This is a genomic window from Enterobacter sp. SST3 (assembly GCF_000286655.1).
Lineage (GTDB): Bacteria > Pseudomonadota > Gammaproteobacteria > Enterobacterales > Enterobacteriaceae > Enterobacter > Enterobacter roggenkampii.
Genome location: NZ_ALNS01000050.1, coordinates 1 through 16,632, shown reverse-complemented (window position 1 = coordinate 16,632; position 16,632 = coordinate 1). Strand labels below are relative to the sequence as shown.

26 protein-coding genes are annotated in these 16,632 nt (G+C 51.5%); 20 read left to right on the top strand and 6 right to left on the bottom strand.

Annotation, left to right across the window (positions count from 1 at the left end):
* Positions 1-8: 8 nt before the first annotated feature.
* From rplR to B498_RS00370, 14 genes are all read left to right on the top strand, one after another.
* Entirely contained in the window at positions 9-362 is a 354-nt protein-coding gene (gene rplR, locus B498_RS00315; protein ID WP_003863297.1) for a 50S ribosomal protein L18, read from the top strand.
* Positions 363-376: 14 nt separating this feature from the next.
* Positions 377-877: a 30S ribosomal protein S5 gene (gene rpsE, locus B498_RS00320; protein ID WP_003863299.1), complete on the top strand. Its 501-nt coding sequence runs from the start codon at positions 377-379 to the stop codon at positions 875-877.
* Between the two features lie 6 nt (positions 878-883).
* Complete coding sequence (rpmD, locus tag B498_RS00325; RefSeq protein WP_003863301.1) at positions 884-1,063, top strand: 50S ribosomal protein L30; 180 nt, start codon at positions 884-886, stop codon at positions 1,061-1,063.
* Positions 1,064-1,066: 3 nt separating this feature from the next.
* Complete coding sequence (rplO, locus tag B498_RS00330) at positions 1,067-1,501, top strand: 50S ribosomal protein L15 (protein ID WP_003863304.1); 435 nt, start codon at positions 1,067-1,069, stop codon at positions 1,499-1,501.
* 7 nt (positions 1,502-1,508) lie between these two features.
* The gene (gene secY / locus B498_RS00335; RefSeq protein ID WP_003863305.1) at positions 1,509-2,840 is read left to right on the top strand and encodes a preprotein translocase subunit SecY; all 1,332 of its coding nucleotides are present in this window, start codon (positions 1,509-1,511) and stop codon (positions 2,838-2,840) included.
* 31 nt (positions 2,841-2,871) lie between these two features.
* A complete protein-coding gene (gene rpmJ / locus B498_RS0121795; RefSeq protein WP_000868187.1) occupies positions 2,872-2,988 on the top strand; it encodes a 50S ribosomal protein L36 in 117 nt (38 codons plus the stop codon).
* Positions 2,989-3,134: 146 nt separating this feature from the next.
* Positions 3,135-3,491, top strand: a complete 357-nt coding sequence (gene rpsM, locus B498_RS00340) for a 30S ribosomal protein S13 (RefSeq protein WP_008503488.1) — start codon at positions 3,135-3,137, stop codon at positions 3,489-3,491.
* A gap of 16 nt (positions 3,492-3,507) precedes the next feature.
* Complete coding sequence (gene rpsK, locus B498_RS0121790) at positions 3,508-3,897, top strand: 30S ribosomal protein S11 (protein WP_003863312.1); 390 nt, start codon at positions 3,508-3,510, stop codon at positions 3,895-3,897.
* Positions 3,898-3,929: 32 nt separating this feature from the next.
* A complete protein-coding gene (gene rpsD / locus B498_RS00345; RefSeq protein ID WP_004868345.1) occupies positions 3,930-4,550 on the top strand; it encodes a 30S ribosomal protein S4 in 621 nt (206 codons plus the stop codon).
* A 25-nt stretch (positions 4,551-4,575) separates the two neighbouring features.
* Positions 4,576-5,565, top strand: coding sequence for a DNA-directed RNA polymerase subunit alpha (locus B498_RS00350; RefSeq protein ID WP_002919219.1), 990 nt, complete (start codon positions 4,576-4,578; stop codon positions 5,563-5,565).
* 40 nt (positions 5,566-5,605) lie between these two features.
* Entirely contained in the window at positions 5,606-5,989 is a 384-nt protein-coding gene (gene rplQ / locus B498_RS00355; RefSeq protein WP_001216368.1) for a 50S ribosomal protein L17, read from the top strand.
* Positions 5,990-6,096: 107 nt separating this feature from the next.
* Positions 6,097-6,465, top strand: a complete 369-nt coding sequence (locus B498_RS00360) for a DUF1992 domain-containing protein (protein ID WP_008503486.1) — start codon at positions 6,097-6,099, stop codon at positions 6,463-6,465.
* A 2-nt stretch (positions 6,466-6,467) separates the two neighbouring features.
* Complete coding sequence (gene zntR, locus B498_RS00365) at positions 6,468-6,893, top strand: Zn(2+)-responsive transcriptional regulator (protein WP_008503485.1); 426 nt, start codon at positions 6,468-6,470, stop codon at positions 6,891-6,893.
* Between the two features lie 57 nt (positions 6,894-6,950).
* The gene (locus B498_RS00370; protein WP_008503484.1) at positions 6,951-7,166 is read left to right on the top strand and encodes an alternative ribosome-rescue factor A; all 216 of its coding nucleotides are present in this window, start codon (positions 6,951-6,953) and stop codon (positions 7,164-7,166) included.
* On the opposite strand, the gene mscL is transcribed toward B498_RS00370, so the two are convergent.
* From mscL to def, 5 genes are all read right to left on the bottom strand, one after another.
* Positions 7,167-7,577 (bottom strand): large-conductance mechanosensitive channel protein MscL, encoded by a 411-nt coding sequence (gene mscL / locus B498_RS00375; protein WP_008503483.1) that lies wholly within the window; start codon positions 7,575-7,577, stop codon positions 7,167-7,169.
* 146 nt (positions 7,578-7,723) lie between these two features.
* Positions 7,724-9,100, bottom strand: coding sequence for a Trk system potassium transporter TrkA (gene trkA, locus B498_RS00380; RefSeq protein ID WP_008503482.1), 1,377 nt, complete (start codon positions 9,098-9,100; stop codon positions 7,724-7,726).
* A 22-nt stretch (positions 9,101-9,122) separates the two neighbouring features.
* The gene (gene rsmB, locus B498_RS00385) at positions 9,123-10,409 is read right to left on the bottom strand and encodes a 16S rRNA (cytosine(967)-C(5))-methyltransferase RsmB (RefSeq protein WP_032623141.1); all 1,287 of its coding nucleotides are present in this window, start codon (positions 10,407-10,409) and stop codon (positions 9,123-9,125) included.
* A 52-nt stretch (positions 10,410-10,461) separates the two neighbouring features.
* A complete protein-coding gene (gene fmt, locus B498_RS00390; RefSeq protein WP_008503480.1) occupies positions 10,462-11,409 on the bottom strand; it encodes a methionyl-tRNA formyltransferase in 948 nt (315 codons plus the stop codon).
* A gap of 25 nt (positions 11,410-11,434) precedes the next feature.
* Positions 11,435-11,944 carry a peptide deformylase gene (def, locus tag B498_RS00395; RefSeq protein WP_008503479.1) on the bottom strand — a complete coding sequence of 170 codons (510 nt, stop codon included), beginning with the start codon at positions 11,942-11,944 and terminating at the stop codon, positions 11,435-11,437.
* A 127-nt stretch (positions 11,945-12,071) separates the two neighbouring features.
* Here def and dprA point away from each other — a divergent pair, with 127 nt between their 5' ends.
* Genes dprA through B498_RS00425 form a run of 6 tightly spaced genes read left to right on the top strand, consistent with a single transcriptional unit; the run spans position 12,072 to position 15,855 of the window.
* On the top strand, positions 12,072-13,196 hold the full coding sequence (dprA, locus tag B498_RS00400) for a DNA-protecting protein DprA (protein ID WP_032623139.1): 1,125 nt from the start codon (positions 12,072-12,074) through the stop codon (positions 13,194-13,196).
* A complete protein-coding gene (gene smg, locus B498_RS00405) occupies positions 13,168-13,641 on the top strand; it encodes a DUF494 family protein Smg (RefSeq protein ID WP_008503477.1) in 474 nt (157 codons plus the stop codon). The genes dprA and smg overlap by 29 nt, the downstream gene beginning before the upstream one ends.
* A gap of 26 nt (positions 13,642-13,667) precedes the next feature.
* Positions 13,668-14,222, top strand: coding sequence for a type I DNA topoisomerase (locus tag B498_RS00410; protein WP_008503476.1), 555 nt, complete (start codon positions 13,668-13,670; stop codon positions 14,220-14,222).
* Positions 14,215-14,787, top strand: a complete 573-nt coding sequence (gene tsaC / locus B498_RS00415) for an L-threonylcarbamoyladenylate synthase type 1 TsaC (protein WP_008503475.1) — start codon at positions 14,215-14,217, stop codon at positions 14,785-14,787. The genes B498_RS00410 and tsaC overlap by 8 nt, the downstream gene beginning before the upstream one ends.
* 4 nt (positions 14,788-14,791) lie before the next feature.
* The gene (gene aroE, locus B498_RS00420; protein ID WP_008503474.1) at positions 14,792-15,610 is read left to right on the top strand and encodes a shikimate dehydrogenase; all 819 of its coding nucleotides are present in this window, start codon (positions 14,792-14,794) and stop codon (positions 15,608-15,610) included.
* Complete coding sequence (locus B498_RS00425; protein ID WP_008503473.1) at positions 15,607-15,855, top strand: DUF1488 domain-containing protein; 249 nt, start codon at positions 15,607-15,609, stop codon at positions 15,853-15,855. Before aroE ends, B498_RS00425 begins: the two co-directional genes overlap by 4 nt.
* On the opposite strand, the gene B498_RS00430 is transcribed toward B498_RS00425, so the two are convergent.
* Entirely contained in the window at positions 15,831-16,385 is a 555-nt protein-coding gene (locus B498_RS00430) for a gamma carbonic anhydrase family protein (protein ID WP_008503472.1), read from the bottom strand. The two genes, B498_RS00425 and B498_RS00430, sit on opposite strands and share 25 nt — an antisense overlap.
* Positions 16,386-16,632 lie beyond the last annotated feature (247 nt).

The window sequence follows — 16,632 nt, the reverse complement described above, 5'->3', positions numbered from 1 at the left end:
GTAACACTATGGATAAGAAATCTGCTCGTATCCGTCGTGCGACCCGCGCACGCCGCAAGCTCAAAGAGCTGGGTGCAACTCGCCTGGTGGTACATCGTACCCCGCGTCATATTTACGCACAGGTAATTGCACCGAACGGTTCTGAAGTTCTGGTAGCTGCTTCTACTGTAGAAAAAGCTATCTCAGAACAATTGAAGTACACCGGTAACAAAGACGCCGCTGCAGCTGTAGGTAAAGCTGTTGCTGAACGCGCTCTGGAAAAAGGCATCAGCAATGTTTCCTTTGACCGTTCCGGGTTCCAATATCATGGTCGTGTCCAGGCACTGGCAGATGCTGCCCGTGAAGCTGGCCTTCAGTTCTAAGGTAGAGGTGTAAGATGGCTCACATCGAAAAACAGGCTGGCGAACTGCAGGAAAAGCTGATCGCGGTAAACCGCGTATCTAAAACCGTTAAAGGTGGTCGTATTTTCTCCTTCACAGCTCTGACTGTAGTAGGCGATGGTAACGGTCGCGTTGGTTTTGGTTACGGTAAAGCGCGTGAAGTTCCAGCAGCGATCCAGAAAGCGATGGAAAAAGCCCGTCGCAACATGATTAACGTCGCGCTGAACAACGGCACCCTGCAGCACCCAGTTAAAGGTGTTCACACGGGTTCTCGTGTATTCATGCAGCCAGCTTCAGAAGGTACCGGTATCATCGCCGGTGGTGCAATGCGCGCCGTTCTGGAAGTTGCTGGGGTTCATAACGTTCTGGCTAAAGCATATGGTTCCACCAACCCGATCAACGTGGTTCGTGCAACTATTGATGGCCTGGAAAATATGAATTCTCCAGAAATGGTCGCTGCCAAGCGTGGTAAATCCGTTGAAGAAATTCTGGGGTAATTGACCATGGCAAAGACTATTAAAATCACTCAAACCCGCAGTGCAATCGGTCGTCTGCCGAAACACAAGGCAACGCTGCTTGGCCTGGGTCTGCGTCGTATTGGTCATACCGTTGAGCGCGAGGATACTCCTGCTGTTCGTGGTATGGTCAACGCGGTTTACTTCATGGTTAAAGTTGAGGAGTAAGAGATGCGTTTAAATACTCTGTCTCCGGCCGAAGGCTCTAAAAAGGCGGGTAAACGCCTGGGTCGTGGTATCGGTTCTGGCCTCGGCAAAACCGGTGGTCGTGGTCACAAAGGTCAGAACTCTCGTTCTGGCGGTGGCGTACGTCGCGGTTTCGAGGGTGGCCAGATGCCACTGTACCGTCGTCTGCCGAAGTTCGGCTTCACCTCTCGCAAAGCAGCGATCACGGCGGAAATCCGTCTGTCTGACCTGGCGAAAGTTGAAGGCGGCGTTGTAGACCTGAACACGCTGAAAGCAGCAAACATTATCGGTATCCAGATCGAGTTCGCGAAAGTGATCCTGGCTGGTGAAGTTTCTACTCCGGTAACTGTTCGTGGCCTGCGTGTTACTAAAGGTGCTCGTGCTGCTATCGAAGCTGCTGGCGGTAAAATTGAGGAATAAGTAGCAGATGGCTAAGCAACCGGGATTAGATTTTCAAAGTGCCAAAGGTGGATTTGGCGAGCTGAAACGCAGACTGCTGTTTGTTATCGGCGCGCTGATTGTGTTCCGTATTGGCTCTTTTATTCCGATCCCTGGTATCGATGCCGCTGTACTTGCCAAACTGCTTGAGCAACAGCGAGGCACCATCATTGAAATGTTCAACATGTTCTCTGGTGGTGCTCTCAGCCGTGCTTCTATCTTCGCACTGGGTATTATGCCGTACATTTCGGCATCGATTATTATCCAGCTGCTGACGGTCGTTCATCCGGCCCTGGCAGAGTTGAAGAAAGAAGGGGAGTCAGGACGTCGTAAGATTAGTCAGTACACCCGTTACGGTACTCTGGTGCTGGCAATATTCCAGTCGATCGGTATTGCTACCGGTCTTCCGAATATGCCTGGTATGCAGGGCCTGGTGTTAAACCCGGGCTTTGCATTCTACTTCACCGCTGTTGTAAGTCTGGTCACAGGGACAATGTTCCTGATGTGGCTCGGCGAACAGATTACTGAGCGTGGTATCGGTAACGGTATCTCAATCATTATCTTCGCCGGTATTGTTGCGGGCCTCCCGCCAGCCATCGCCCACACTATCGAGCAAGCGCGTCAAGGCGACCTGCACTTCCTCCTGTTGCTGTTGGTTGCAGTATTAGTATTTGCAGTGACGTTCTTTGTTGTCTTCGTTGAACGTGGTCAACGCCGCATTGTGGTGAACTACGCTAAGCGTCAGCAAGGTCGTCGTGTCTATGCTGCACAGAGCACACATTTACCGCTGAAAGTGAACATGGCGGGGGTTATCCCGGCTATCTTCGCTTCCAGTATTATTCTGTTCCCGGCAACCATCGCGTCATGGTTCGGGGGCGGTACTGGTTGGAACTGGCTGACAACAATTTCGCTGTATTTGCAGCCTGGGCAACCACTTTATGTGTTACTCTATGCGTCTGCGATCATCTTCTTCTGTTTCTTCTACACGGCGTTGGTCTTCAACCCGCGTGAAACAGCAGATAACCTGAAGAAGTCCGGTGCATTTGTACCAGGAATTCGTCCGGGAGAGCAAACGGCGAAGTATATCGATAAAGTAATGACCCGCCTGACTTTGGTTGGTGCGCTCTATATTACTTTTATCTGCCTGATCCCGGAGTTCATGCGTGATGCAATGAAAGTACCGTTCTACTTCGGTGGAACCTCACTGCTTATCGTTGTTGTCGTGATTATGGACTTTATGGCTCAAGTGCAAACTCTGATGATGTCCAGTCAGTATGAGTCTGCATTGAAGAAGGCGAACCTGAAAGGCTACGGCCGCTAATTGGTCGCCTGAGAAGTTACGGAGAGTAAAAATGAAAGTTCGTGCTTCCGTCAAGAAATTATGCCGTAACTGCAAAATCGTTAAGCGTGATGGTGTCATCCGTGTGATTTGCAGTGCCGAGCCGAAGCATAAACAGCGCCAAGGCTGATTATTTCGCATATTTTTCTTGCAAAGTTGGGTTGAGCTGGCTAGATTAGCCAGCCAATCTTTTGTATGTCTGTACGTTTCCATTTGAGTATCCTGAAAACGGGCTTTTCAGCATGGTGCGTACATATTAAATAGTAGGAGTGCATAGTGGCCCGTATAGCAGGCATTAACATTCCTGATCAGAAACATGCTGTGATCGCATTAACTTCGATCTACGGCATCGGCAAGACCCGTTCTAAAGCCATTCTGGCTGCAGCGGGTATCGCTGAAGATGTTAAGATCAGTGAGCTGTCTGAAGAACAAATCGACACGCTGCGTGACGAAGTTGCCAAATTTGTCGTTGAAGGTGATCTGCGCCGTGAAATCAGCATGAGCATCAAGCGCCTGATGGATCTTGGTTGCTATCGCGGTTTGCGTCATCGTCGTGGTCTGCCAGTGCGCGGTCAGCGTACTAAGACCAACGCACGTACCCGTAAGGGTCCGCGCAAACCGATCAAGAAATAATCGGGGTGATTGAATAATGGCAAAGGCACCAGTTCGTGCACGTAAACGTGTAAGAAAACAAGTCTCTGACGGCGTGGCTCATATCCATGCTTCTTTCAACAACACCATCGTTACTATTACTGATCGTCAGGGTAACGCATTGGGTTGGGCAACAGCCGGTGGTTCCGGTTTCCGTGGTTCTCGCAAATCCACTCCGTTCGCAGCTCAGGTTGCAGCAGAGCGTTGCGCAGAAGCCGTAAAAGAATACGGCATCAAGAATCTGGAAGTTATGGTTAAAGGTCCGGGTCCGGGTCGTGAATCTACTGTTCGCGCTCTGAACGCCGCTGGTTTCCGCATCACTAATATTACTGATGTGACTCCGATCCCTCATAACGGTTGTCGTCCGCCGAAAAAACGTCGCGTATAACGCTCGTTTTTTAGGTTAGTTGGAGATAGAAAATGGCAAGATATTTGGGTCCTAAGCTCAAGCTGAGCCGTCGTGAGGGCACCGACTTATTCCTTAAGTCTGGCGTTCGCGCGATCGATACCAAGTGTAAAATTGAACAAGCTCCTGGCCAGCACGGTGCGCGTAAACCGCGTCTGTCTGACTATGGTGTGCAGTTGCGTGAAAAGCAAAAAGTTCGCCGTATGTACGGTGTGCTGGAGCGTCAGTTCCGTAACTACTATAAAGAAGCAGCACGTCTGAAAGGCAACACAGGTGAAAACCTGCTGGCTCTGCTGGAAGGTCGTCTGGACAACGTTGTATACCGTATGGGCTTCGGCGCTACTCGTGCTGAATCACGTCAGCTGGTTAGCCACAAAGCAATCATGGTAAACGGTCGTGTTGTTAACATCGCTTCTTATCAGGTTAAAGCGAATGACGTTGTTAGCATTCGTGAGAAAGCGAAAAAGCAATCTCGCGTGAAGGCCGCTCTGGAGCTGGCTGAGCAGCGTGAAAAGCCAACCTGGCTGGAAGTTGATGCTGGCAAGATGGAAGGTACGTTCAAGCGTCAGCCAGAACGTTCTGATCTGTCTGCGGACATTAACGAACACCTGATCGTCGAGCTTTACTCCAAGTAAAGCTTAGTACCAAAGAGAGGACACAATGCAGGGTTCTGTGACAGAGTTTCTAAAACCGCGCCTGGTAGATATCGAGCAAGTGAGTTCGACGCACGCCAAGGTGACCCTTGAGCCTTTAGAGCGTGGCTTTGGCCATACTCTGGGTAACGCACTGCGCCGTATTCTGCTCTCATCGATGCCGGGTTGCGCGGTGACCGAGGTTGAGATTGATGGTGTACTTCATGAGTACAGCACCAAAGAAGGCGTTCAGGAAGATATCCTTGAAATCCTGCTCAACCTGAAAGGGCTGGCGGTGAGAGTTCAGGGTAAAGATGAAGTTATTCTTACTCTGAATAAATCTGGCATTGGCCCTGTGACTGCAGCCGACATCACCCACGACGGTGATGTTGAAATCGTCAAGCCGCAGCACGTGATCTGCCACCTGACCGATGAGAACGCAGCTATTAGCATGCGTATCAAAGTTCAGCGCGGTCGTGGTTATGTGCCGGCTTCTGCCCGAATTCATTCGGAAGAAGATGAGCGCCCAATCGGCCGTCTGCTGGTCGACGCATGCTACAGCCCTGTAGAGCGTATTGCCTACAATGTTGAAGCAGCGCGTGTAGAACAGCGTACCGACCTGGACAAGCTGGTCATCGAAATGGAAACCAACGGCACAATCGATCCTGAAGAGGCGATTCGTCGTGCGGCAACCATCCTGGCAGAACAACTGGAAGCTTTCGTTGACTTACGTGATGTTCGTCAGCCGGAAGTGAAAGAAGAGAAACCAGAATTCGATCCGATCCTGCTGCGCCCTGTTGACGATCTCGAATTGACTGTCCGCTCTGCTAACTGCCTCAAGGCAGAAGCTATCCACTATATCGGTGATCTGGTACAGCGTACCGAGGTTGAGTTGCTGAAAACGCCGAACCTGGGTAAAAAATCTCTTACCGAGATTAAAGACGTGCTGGCTTCACGTGGTCTGTCTCTGGGCATGCGCCTGGAAAACTGGCCACCGGCAAGCATTGCTGACGAGTAACCGGATCACAGGTTAAGGTTTTACTGAGAAGGATAAGGTCATGCGCCATCGTAAGAGTGGTCGTCAACTGAACCGCAACAGCAGCCATCGCCAGGCTATGTTCCGCAACATGGCAGGTTCACTGGTTCGTCATGAGATCATCAAGACGACCCTGCCTAAAGCGAAAGAGCTGCGTCGCGTAGTTGAGCCGCTGATTACTCTTGCCAAGACTGACAGCGTTGCTAATCGTCGTCTGGCATTCGCCCGTACTCGTGATAACGAGATCGTGGCAAAACTGTTTAACGAACTGGGCCCGCGTTTCGCGAGCCGTGCCGGTGGTTACACTCGCATTCTGAAGTGTGGCTTCCGTGCAGGCGACAACGCGCCGATGGCTTACATCGAGCTGGTTGATCGTTCAGAGAAAGCAGAAGCTGCTGCAGAGTAATCTGCAGTAACGTAAAAAAACCCGCTCCGGCGGGTTTTTTTATATCCGCGATATCCCCACTTCTCTACAATATCTGTATCAATTCTGTTCATCCTCTGGAGCGGGTAATGTGGCTGCTTGACCAGTGGGCAGAACGCCATATTCGTGATGCCCAAAAAAAAGGTGAATTCGACGATCTTCCGGGATGCGGCGAACCCCTTATGCTTGACGATGACTCGCATATTGCGCCTGAATTACGCGCGGGATACCGTTTACTAAAGAATGCAGGCTGTCTCCCTCCTGAACTCGAACAGCGCAGAGAGGCTGTTGAACTTGTCGATCTGCTAAAAGGGATCCGTCAGGACGATCCGCGACATTCTGAAATTAGCCGCCGCCTCGCCCTGCTTGAACTTAAACTGCGTCAGGCAGGAATGAACACTGACTTTCTGCACGGTGAATACGGTGAACGCTTGTTGCGGAAAATAAACGAGGAGTAGTTATGTACCGTATCGGTGAACTTGCGAAGCTCGCGAACGTCACACCGGATACCATCCGATATTACGAAAAGCAGCAGATGATCGATCATGAAGTTCGTACTGAAGGTGGCTTCCGACTTTATACCGATAACGATCTGCAGCGCCTGCGGTTTATTCGGTATGCGCGCCAGCTCGGTTTCACATTAGATTCGATCCGCGAGTTATTATCGATCCGCATCGATCCGGCACATCACACCTGTCAGGAGTCGAAAAGCATTGTGCAGGCCCGGTTGGATGAAGTTGAAGCACGCATTCAGGAATTGCAAACCATGCAGCGCTCTCTGCAAAGGCTGAATGATGCTTGTTGTGGCACGGCCCACAGCAGTATTTATTGTTCCATTCTGGAAGCCCTTGAACAGGGGGCCAGTGGGAAAACCGAGGACTGTTGATTTTTAGTCCAACCGGGTCTAGACTCCCGTCGACATAAACCATGCTCAGGAGAATTTATGAGCCGCTATCAGCACACGAAAGGACAGATTAAAGACAATGCCATTGAGGCACTACTCCATGACCCGCTATTCAGACAGCGCGTTGAGAAGAATAAAAAAGGGAAAGGAAGTTATCTGCGTAAAGGCAAGCATGCAAAACGGGGTAGCTGGGAGGCCAGTGGCAAACAAGCGAATCGCTTATTTACCACTGGCCTTCCTGCTTTAAGCTTCTGATTAAACGCGCTTGTTCTGCTCTTTTAACAGATCGCGAATCTCACTCAGCAGCACTTCTTCTTTTGTCGGTGCAGGCGCTGCTGCCGGCTCTTCTTTTTTACGGTTGAGTTTATTGATCAGCTTTATAGCCATAAAAATGGCAAACGCTACAATCACGAAATCAAATACGTTCTGAATAAATACACCGTAGTGCATCACGACTGCCGGTACATCACCCTGTGCTTCACGCAACGTGAAAGCGAACTGTTTGAAATCAATGCCCCCGATCAGCAACCCTAAAGGTGGCATGATAATGTCGGCCACTAATGATGAAACAATCTTGCCGAATGCTGCACCAATAATGACACCCACTGCCAAATCCACCACGTTTCCGCGCATCGCAAATTCGCGAAATTCTTTAATAAAACTCATTTTGTTCTCCTTGTGCCAGCTGACGACTATAAGTTTAACAAATGATTAGCTAATTGCCATTCGTGATAATTAAACGTTATGCAAAATAAAAGGCACAGAAATGAGAAGGATAAAGAGCGGGTACCCCATTGAGAGCACCCGACACATTAAAGGAAGAATGGGCTTGGCTGGAATAAACGTTCGACGTCGGTAATAAACTTTTTATCGGTAAGGAACATAATAACGTGATCGCCTTGCTCAATGCGCAAATTATCATTGGCAATCATGACATCATTCCCGCGCACGACAGCACCAATAATGGTGCCCGGTGGCAGCTTAATTTCGTCTATCGAACGGCCCACGACGCGTGATGTAGTTTCATCTCCGTGCGCTACGGCTTCAATGGCTTCCGCTACCCCGCGACGAAGCGATGATACCCCAACAATATCCGCTTTACGCACATGGCTCAGTAACGCGGAAATTGTCGCCTGCTGCGGCGAAATGGCAATATCAATGACGCTGCCCTGAACCAGATCAACATAGGCTTTGCGCTGGATAAGCACCATGACCTTCTTTGCCCCCATACGTTTCGCGAGCATGGCGGACATTATATTCGCTTCGTCGTCGTTGGTGACGGCAATAAAAAGATCAACTTGATCAATATGCTCTTCAGCCAGCAACTCCTGATCTGACGCATCGCCATAAAATACGATCGTATTTTGCAGTTTTTCCGCCAGTTCAGCCGCTCGCTGCTGATCGCGTTCGATCAATTTTACGCTGTAATCTTTTTCAAGCCGGTGTGCCAGACCGGCACCAATATTGCCGCCGCCGACCAGCATAATGCGTTTATAGGGTTTTTCGAGACGCTGAAGTTCACTCATCACCGCACGAATATGCTGTGAAGCCGCAATAAAGAAGACTTCGTCCCCGGCTTCGACAATCGTAGAGCCCTGCGGGCGGATAGGTCTGTCGTGGCGGAAAATAGCCGCGACGCGCGTATCAATATGCGGCATATGCTCGCGCATGGTGGACAACGCGTTGCCAATCAACGGGCCGCCGTAATAGGCCTTAACGACGGCCAGGCTCACTTTACCTTCGGCAAAGTTCACCACCTGCAGGGCGCCCGGATATTCGATCAGACGGTAGATATTGTCGATCACCAGCTGTTCTGGCGCGATAAGATGGTCAATAGGAACTGCTTCTGAATTAAACAGTTTCTCAGCATCGCGGACATAGTCCGGAGAGCGGATGCGCGCGATTCGGTTTGGCGTGTTAAAAAGCGAGTAGGCCACCTGACAGGCCACCATATTGGTTTCGTCAGAACTGGTCACCGCAACCAGCATGTCGGCATCGTCAGCGCCCGCCTCACGAAGAACGCGCGGGTGCGAACCATGACCCTGCACAACGCGCAGGTCAAATTTGTCCTGTAAAACACGCAGGCGATCGCCGTTGGTATCCACGATGGTGATATCGTTGTTTTCGCCAACCAGATTTTCCGCCAGCGTTCCACCAACCTGTCCTGCGCCCAGAATGATAATCTTCATCTCTCGTGACCTGTTCTCAACATCACTCTTTGATTAGCTTAGCGTAAAAGAAGCCATCACCTTCTTCTGCACCCGGCAGATTCTGCTGACCCGGGCATTCAGGCGTTCCCGTATCGTGCAGCGCCGCGTCCGGGGTTCGTTTAAGGAAGGCCGCGATTTGCTGACTGTTTTCTTCCGGCAGTACTGAACAGGTTGCATAGACCAGCGTGCCGCCGGGTTTGAGATGCTGCCAGATGGCGTCAAGGATGTCGGATTGCAGTTGGGCAAGCTCACTAATATCACGATCGCGACGCAGCCACTTGATATCCGGATGACGACGAATCACGCCAGTTGCAGAGCAGGGGGCATCCAGCAAAATGCGATCGAATTGTGCTTCGCCACACCATTCTGCGGGTTTGCGTCCATCGCCTTGCTTAACCTGTGCCTTCATGCCCAGGCGCTTGAGGTTGTCGTAGACGCGTGAAAGACGTTGCTCATCAACGTCCACTGCCATCACGCTGGCCTGCGGAGCCACTTCAAGAATATGCGTCGTTTTGCCCCCTGGTGCGGCGCAGAGATCCAAAATCTGCTCACCGTTTTTAGGTTCGAGCCAGGTCATGCAACCCTGAGCAGAGGCATCCTGTACGGTTACCCAGCCTTCATCAAAACCGGGTAATGCATGTACCGGTGCAGGCGATGCTAAGCGCACGGCATCAGGGTATGCGTCATGGGTGAAGCCGCTCATTCCAGCGTCTTCGAGTAATGCCAGCCATGCGTCACGGGTGTGGTGATTACGATTCACGCGTAACCACATTGGCGGACGCTGGTTGTTGGCATCGGCAATGTCCTGCCACTGCTGCGGATAAGCTTTTTTCAGGCGCTTCAACAGCCAGTCCGGATGCAGGAAGCGCGCTTCATTTTGGGCAAATTCAGCCAGAAGCTCGTCCTGCTGTCGCTGGAACTGACGCAATACGCCGTTGATCAGCCCTTTCAGCTGAGGACGTTTAATCGCAACGGCACCTTCCACCGTCTCTGCCAGCGCGGCATGAGGTGGGATGCGGGTATGAAGAAGCTGATAAAAACCCACCATAATTAAATAATGTACGGTGCGCTGCTTGCCCGTCATTGGGCGGGACATCAGCTTGTTAATCAACCACTCAAGCTGAGAGAGTGTGCGCAGGACGCCAAAGCAGAGCTCTTGAAGCAGGGCTTTATCTTTATCAGAGACTTTTTGCTGCAGGGGAGGCAGGACGTTGCTCAGTGACTGGCCCTGCTCGATAACCTGCTCGACGGCCTGGGCCGCCATACTGCGTAGATTTTGTTTTTTCATAACCGTAAAAATAAAAATGCCCGGAAACACCGGGCCTTAAGAATAAATTTGCTCAGGCAAGGCGATTGCCAGGGATAAACCATTCGCGACGGGAATTTAGTAGATCCTGAGCACTCATGGCTTTCTTACCGGCCGGTTGGAGCGATTCAAGATTCAAAATACCTTGCGCAGTCGCCACCTGGATGCCGTTCTTGCTGGCATCAATAATCGTACCGGGTTCCGCCGTAGTCGCACCGCTAATGACGGAGGCTTTCCAGACTTTTACTGGCTGCTCATCAATTTCCAACCAGCTCATCGGCCACGGATTAAAAGCGCGAATGCAACGTTCAAGTTGAGCGGCTGACAGGGACCAGTCGATCCGCGCTTCTTCTTTGCTCAGCTTTTCGGCGTAGGTTACCAGCGCGTCGTCCTGAACTTCTGGTTTTGCCGTATTGTCAGCAAGCTGCTGAAGCGTCTCGATGAGCCCTTGTGGGCCAAGCTCTGCCAGTTTGTCATACAGCGTGGCGCTGGTATCGTCTGACGTAATGGGGCAGGCCAGTTTATAGAGCATGTCGCCGGTGTCTAAACCTACGTCCATCTTCATGATGGTCACGCCCGTTTCGGCATCACCCGCCCACAGCGCGCGCTGGATAGGTGCTGCACCACGCCAGCGTGGGAGCAGGGACCCATGAACGTTGATACAACCCAGACGCGGCATATCAAGCACGGCTTTTGGCAAAATTAAACCGTAAGCCACCACCACCATTACGTCGGCATTCAGGTCAGCAACCAGCTGCTGATTTTCCTGCGGGCGCAGCGATGCGGGCTGAAAAACAGGAAGCCCATGCTCTTCTGCCAGCACCTTGACCGGGCTCGGCATCAGTTTTTTGCCGCGACCAGCAGGACGGTCCGGTTGGGTAAAGACGCCAACAACCTGGTGACCAGACGATAACAGCGCGTCAAGATGACGCGCTGCAAAATCAGGGGTTCCCGCGAAGATAATACGTAGTGATTTAGACACGATGATCCTTGTATCCGGTGGGACGTTATGCGCGAGAACGCAAACGATCCAGTTTCTCTACTTTCTGACGAATACGCTGCTGTTTCAGCGGCGAGAGATAATCGATAAACAGTTTACCGACCAGGTGATCCATCTCATGCTGAATACAAATCGCCAGCAGATCGTCTGCCTCCAGTTCGAACGGATTACCGTCACGATCCAGAGCGCGAATTTTCACTTTCTCAGCACGCGGCACTAACGCACGCTGTTCTGGAATAGACAGACAGCCTTCCTCAATACCGGTTTCGCCACTCTTTTCAAGCAGCTCTGGGTTGATCAGCACCAGACGACCATCGCGATTCTCAGAAACGTCGATCACGATAATACGCTTGTGAATGTCCACCTGCGTTGCCGCCAGGCCAATGCCTTCTTCGGCGTACATGGTATCGAACATATCATCAACGATACGCTGGATTTCTGCATTCACTTCTTTAACCGGTTCAGCGACGATGCGAAGGCGCTCGTCCGGAATATGTAATACTTGCAAAACTGCCATAAATTTCCAGAGTCGTGTTCAGGAGTTGATAAGAATACTCCCTCTATTCTAGACAAATCCCCCATCGATTGACAGCATCAGTGACCAATCGCAATGATTGCGGAGACCGCTTATGGCAGGGGAAAGGATGACATCTACCGAGATTTGGCTACGGCTCATGCACACAGGTTCTTTGTGTGGTGATGTCATGGTGGAAGCGGCTGCACGACTGCAGAGGCAGGAAGGCATCGACACGCTTGTTCTGAGAAACACTGGTTTGACAGCAAAGCAGGCTGAACGGTTCGTTGCGCTCAATGAGAGTGAGCTGGAACGTAGCCTGGTATGGCTTGAGCAGCCGGGTCATCATTTATTAACGGCCAACCATCCCCTTTATCCCCCTTTGCTCCGCACAATCCCTGATTATCCCGGAGCATTATTCATAAAAGGTAACCCCGAGACGCTTAATACCGTTCAGCTGGCGGTGGTAGGCAGTCGTGCGCCGTCATGGTACGGCGAGCGGTGGGGGAAAATCCTGTGCGAACAACTTTCACAAAGTGGTTTCACGATCACCAGCGGGCTGGCCTGTGGTATTGACGGCGTTGCCCACAGCGCGGCGCTGTCAGTAAAAGGACGAAGTGTCGCGGTGCTGGGAAACGGTCTTTTTAGTATTTATCCGCGTCGGCATCAGGCATTGGCGATGCGGCTTATTGAGTCTGACGGCGCGATAGTGTCTGAGTTTCCGCTTTCCGCGCAGCCCCGACCGGCAAACTTTCCGCGTCGTAATCGAATCATCAGCGGCCTTAGCAAAGGCGTGCTGGTGGTCGAAGCCGCGCGGCGAAGCGGTTCGCTGGTCACGGCACGGTGTGCGCTCGAACAGGGACGAGAAGTCTTCGCTTTGCCCGGCCCGATAGGTAATCCGGGATGCGAGGGACCGCACTGGCTGATTAAGCAGGGGGCAACACCGGTAACGGAAGTCGGGGACATTCTTGAAAATTTGCAATATGGGCTGCAATGGCTGCAGGAAGATCCCGAAAAGCGACAATATTCATCAGATCAGGGAAAGGTGGCATTGCCATTTCCCAAGCTCCTGGCTAACGTAGGAGATGAGGTAACACCTGTTGACGTTGTCGCTGAACGTGCCGGCCAACCTGTGCCAGTAACGGTAGCACAGCTACTCGAACTGGAGTTAGCAGGGTGGATCGCAGCTGTACCCGGCGGCTATGTCCGATTAAGGAGGGCATGCCATGTTCGACGTACTGATGTATTTGTTTGAGACTTACATCCATAACGAAGCAGAAATGCGAGTGGATCAGGACAAGTTGACACAGGATCTTACCGATGCGGGATTTGAGCGGGAAGATATCTACAATGCGTTGATGTGGCTGGAAAAATTGGCTGATTATCAGGAAGGCCTTGCCGAACCGATGCAGCTTGCTTCTGACCCATTGTCAGTACGCATTTATACCGCTGAAGAGTGTGAACGGCTGGACGCCAGCTGCCGGGGATTCATTTTATTCCTTGAGCAGATTCAGGTGCTAAACCTCGAAACGAGAGAAATGGTGATAGAACGCGTCATGGCGCTGGATACCGCAGAATTTGAACTGGAAGATCTCAAATGGGTGATCCTGATGGTTCTGTTTAATATCCCGGGCTGTGAAAATGCCTATCAGCAAATGGAAGAATTACTCTTTGAAGTGAATGAAGGTATGCTGCACTAATTCAATGTGCAGCGCCAAGAGTTGTTATGGCCAAATCAGCACTGTTCACGGTGCATAAAAACGAGCCCTGCCCGCAGTGCGGGGCTGAACTTGTTATTCGGTCCGGGAAACACGGCCCGTTTCTCGGTTGTTCTCACTATCCGGAATGTGATTATGTTCGTCCTCTGAAAAGCCAGGCGGATGGACATATCGTTAAAATTCTGGAGGGGCAGCTTTGTCCTCTTTGCGGTGGCGAACTCGCGCTACGCCAGGGGCGTTTCGGCATGTTTATTGGATGTAGCCGCTACCCGGAATGTGAACATACGGAACAAATTGATAAGCCAGATGAAACGGCGATTGCGTGTCCTCAGTGTCAGCGCGGTCAGCTGGTACAGCGCCGTTCCCGTTATGGTAAGACCTTCCATTCGTGCGATCGCTACCCTGACTGCCAGTTCGTTATCAATTTTAAGCCGGTAGCGGGAATCTGCCCTCATTGCAATTATCCGCTACTGATAGAGAAGAAAACCGCGCAAGGCATTAAACGCTTCTGCGCCAGTAAACAATGTGGAAAGCCGGTTACGGCGGATCAAAATAGTGAATAATAACCTGCCATCAGGCTCCATTGCGCATGCAGTGGACGTACTGAAAAATGAAGAAGTCATCGCCTATCCAACTGAAGCTGTTTTTGGGGTCGGTTGCGATCCTGACAGCGAAACGGCTGTGAGCCGTCTGCTTACTCTGAAACAAAGACCCGTCGAGAAAGGGCTTATTTTGATCGCTGCGAATTACGAGCAGCTTAAGCCCTATATTGATGACTCTATGCTAACCCCAGCACAGCGCGAGACAATCTTCTCCGCATGGCCTGGACCAGTAACCTTCGTCTTCCCGGCTCAGCCTACAACGCCGCGCTGGTTAACCGGACGCTTTGACTCCCTTGCCGTTCGCGTCACTGATCATCCGCTGGTGGTGGAGCTGTGCCTGGCATTTGGTAAACCACTGGTCTCAACCAGCGCCAACCTGACCGGGCAGCCGCCTTGTCGGACAACTGAAGAAGTGCTGGCGCAGTTCGGGAATGACTTCCCTGTCGCTGTTGGTGAAACGGGAGGGCGCCTGAATCCGTCTGAGATTCGCGACGCTTTGACCGGCGAACGTTTTCGCCAGGGGTAATCTCATGGAAACCTATGCTGTTTTTGGTAATCCGATTGCACACAGCAAGTCACCGTGGATTCATCAGCAATTCGCGGAGCAGCTGCAGATAGATCATCCCTATGGGCGCGTACTGGCGCCAGTGGATGCCTTTATCCCAACGCTGGAGGCCTTTTTCGCCGCGGGGGGCAAAGGCGCGAATGTGACGGTCCCGTTTAAAGAAGAAGCATTCGAACGTGCAGATGAGCTGACCGAGCGCGCTTCACTTGCAGGTGCAGTCAATACCCTAAAACGGCTTGAGGATGGACGCCTTCTGGGTGACAACACCGACGGGATTGGTTTACTTAGCGATCTGGAAAGACTCTCCTTTATCAAACCCGGATTCCGGGTTCTGCTGATTGGCGCGGGTGGTGCATCGAGGGGCGTTCTGTTGCCTCTGCTTTCCCTGGACTGTTCAGTGACCATTACTAACAGAACCTTTTCCCGGGCAGAAGCGCTGGCGGCGTTGTTTGCGCATACCGGCAGCGTGAGCGCGGTAGCGCTTGACGATCTTGCTGAACGTGAGTTCGATCTTGTCATTAATGCCACATCCAGCGGCATCAGTGGCGAGATCCCGGCGATCCCCGCTTCGCTGGTCAGTGCGCACATGTACTTCTATGACATGTTCTATCAGAAAGGTAAAACGCCTTTCCTGAACTGGTGTGAACAACACGGCGCGAAACAGTTAGCCGATGGGCTGGGAATGCTGGTGGGGCAGGCTGCGCATGCTGTACTGCTCTGGCACGGGGTGCTGCCTTCAGTCGAGCCAGTCATTGAAAAGCTAAAGCAGGAGCTTTCGGCGTGAATCAGGCTATTCATTTCCCGGACAGAGAGAGCTGGGATGAGCATAAGCAAGCGGTCTGTTTTCCGGTGCTCGTGCAGGGTATGCAGCTTACCTGTGCCATCCACGGGGAAACGCTGTTGCATCGTTTTGGCGGCACAGACCCGATAGCCGTATTTTGTGAAAACCGCTGGGATCTCGAAGAGGAAGCCAGCGATTTAATCCGCGAACAGCAGGAAGACGATCAGGGCTGGGTTTGGCTATCCTGATCCAAATAATCATTCTTCCATTTTACGTAGTTGTTTGCCGAGTATTTTAATCCTTCGATCTCCGCCTCCTTCAGGGGGCGGATCTGTTTTACCGGGCTTCCCAGATAGAGATAGCCGCTCTCCAGCCGTTTGTTCTGCGGGACCAGGCTACCGGCGCCAATCATCACGTCATCTTCTACTATGACGCCATCCAGTAAAATCGACCCCATGCCAACAAGTACGCGATTTCCGACAGTGCAGCCGTGAAGCATGACTTTATGGCCGACGGTAACATCTTCTCCAATAATGAGGGGATTGCCTTCCGGGTTATAGGACGATTTGTGCGTGACGTGCAGAACGCTACCGTCCTGAATATTGGTTCGCGCGCCAATAGACACATAGTTAACGTCTCCCCTGATGGCAACGAGTGGCCAGATACTAACGTCATCGGCCAGTCGGACATCACCAATGACCACACTACTGGCGTCGATCATCACGCGATCGCCTTGTTTGGGGAACAGATCTTTATAAGGACGTAATACTGCAGACATAACTACCTCTGAGAATGAGCGCTATACAGAAGACTTTGATCGTATTCGTCGATCGAGGCAAGGCAAAATACGTCAATATTTAAGCAGATCGGGCGGGATTTCAGCGAAAAGCACGGAAAATCAGCAGTCGGAAAAAAAGATCTAAAAAATACTTGTGCTAAAAATTGGGATCCCTATAATGCGCCTCCATCGACACGGCGGATGTGAATCACTTCACAGACAACGCAGTCGGTTGAAGAGAAAAAAT

Bases quoted from the DNA above. Each gene is read 5' to 3' on its own strand.
- rpsE (WP_003863299.1), top strand. From the start codon at position 377: ATGGCTCACATCGAAAAACAGGCTGGCGAACTGCAGGAAAAGCTGATC.
- B498_RS00350 (WP_002919219.1), top strand. From the start codon at position 4,576: ATGCAGGGTTCTGTGACAGAGTTTCTAAAACCGCGCCTGGTAGATATC.
- B498_RS00410 (WP_008503476.1), top strand. From the start codon at position 13,668: ATGGCCAAATCAGCACTGTTCACGGTGCATAAAAACGAGCCCTGCCCG.
- rpmD (WP_003863301.1), top strand. From the start codon at position 884: ATGGCAAAGACTATTAAAATCACTCAAACCCGCAGTGCAATCGGTCGT.
- secY (WP_003863305.1), top strand. From the start codon at position 1,509: ATGGCTAAGCAACCGGGATTAGATTTTCAAAGTGCCAAAGGTGGATTT.
- rpsD (WP_004868345.1), top strand. From the start codon at position 3,930: ATGGCAAGATATTTGGGTCCTAAGCTCAAGCTGAGCCGTCGTGAGGGC.
- rplQ (WP_001216368.1), top strand. From the start codon at position 5,606: ATGCGCCATCGTAAGAGTGGTCGTCAACTGAACCGCAACAGCAGCCAT.
- B498_RS00430 (WP_008503472.1), bottom strand. From the start codon at position 16,385: ATGTCTGCAGTATTACGTCCTTATAAAGATCTGTTCCCCAAACAAGGC.
- zntR (WP_008503485.1), top strand. From the start codon at position 6,468: ATGTACCGTATCGGTGAACTTGCGAAGCTCGCGAACGTCACACCGGAT.
- rpmJ (WP_000868187.1), top strand. From the start codon at position 2,872: ATGAAAGTTCGTGCTTCCGTCAAGAAATTATGCCGTAACTGCAAAATC.
- rplO (WP_003863304.1), top strand. From the start codon at position 1,067: ATGCGTTTAAATACTCTGTCTCCGGCCGAAGGCTCTAAAAAGGCGGGT.
- B498_RS00360 (WP_008503486.1), top strand. From the start codon at position 6,097: ATGTGGCTGCTTGACCAGTGGGCAGAACGCCATATTCGTGATGCCCAA.
- aroE (WP_008503474.1), top strand. From the start codon at position 14,792: ATGGAAACCTATGCTGTTTTTGGTAATCCGATTGCACACAGCAAGTCA.
- def (WP_008503479.1), bottom strand. From the start codon at position 11,944: ATGGCAGTTTTGCAAGTATTACATATTCCGGACGAGCGCCTTCGCATC.
- dprA (WP_032623139.1), top strand. From the start codon at position 12,072: ATGACATCTACCGAGATTTGGCTACGGCTCATGCACACAGGTTCTTTG.
- rsmB (WP_032623141.1), bottom strand. From the start codon at position 10,409: ATGAAAAAACAAAATCTACGCAGTATGGCGGCCCAGGCCGTCGAGCAG.
- smg (WP_008503477.1), top strand. From the start codon at position 13,168: ATGTTCGACGTACTGATGTATTTGTTTGAGACTTACATCCATAACGAA.
- B498_RS00370 (WP_008503484.1), top strand. From the start codon at position 6,951: ATGAGCCGCTATCAGCACACGAAAGGACAGATTAAAGACAATGCCATT.
- trkA (WP_008503482.1), bottom strand. From the start codon at position 9,100: ATGAAGATTATCATTCTGGGCGCAGGACAGGTTGGTGGAACGCTGGCG.
- rpsK (WP_003863312.1), top strand. From the start codon at position 3,508: ATGGCAAAGGCACCAGTTCGTGCACGTAAACGTGTAAGAAAACAAGTC.
- rplR (WP_003863297.1), top strand. From the start codon at position 9: ATGGATAAGAAATCTGCTCGTATCCGTCGTGCGACCCGCGCACGCCGC.
- mscL (WP_008503483.1), bottom strand. From the start codon at position 7,577: ATGAGTTTTATTAAAGAATTTCGCGAATTTGCGATGCGCGGAAACGTG.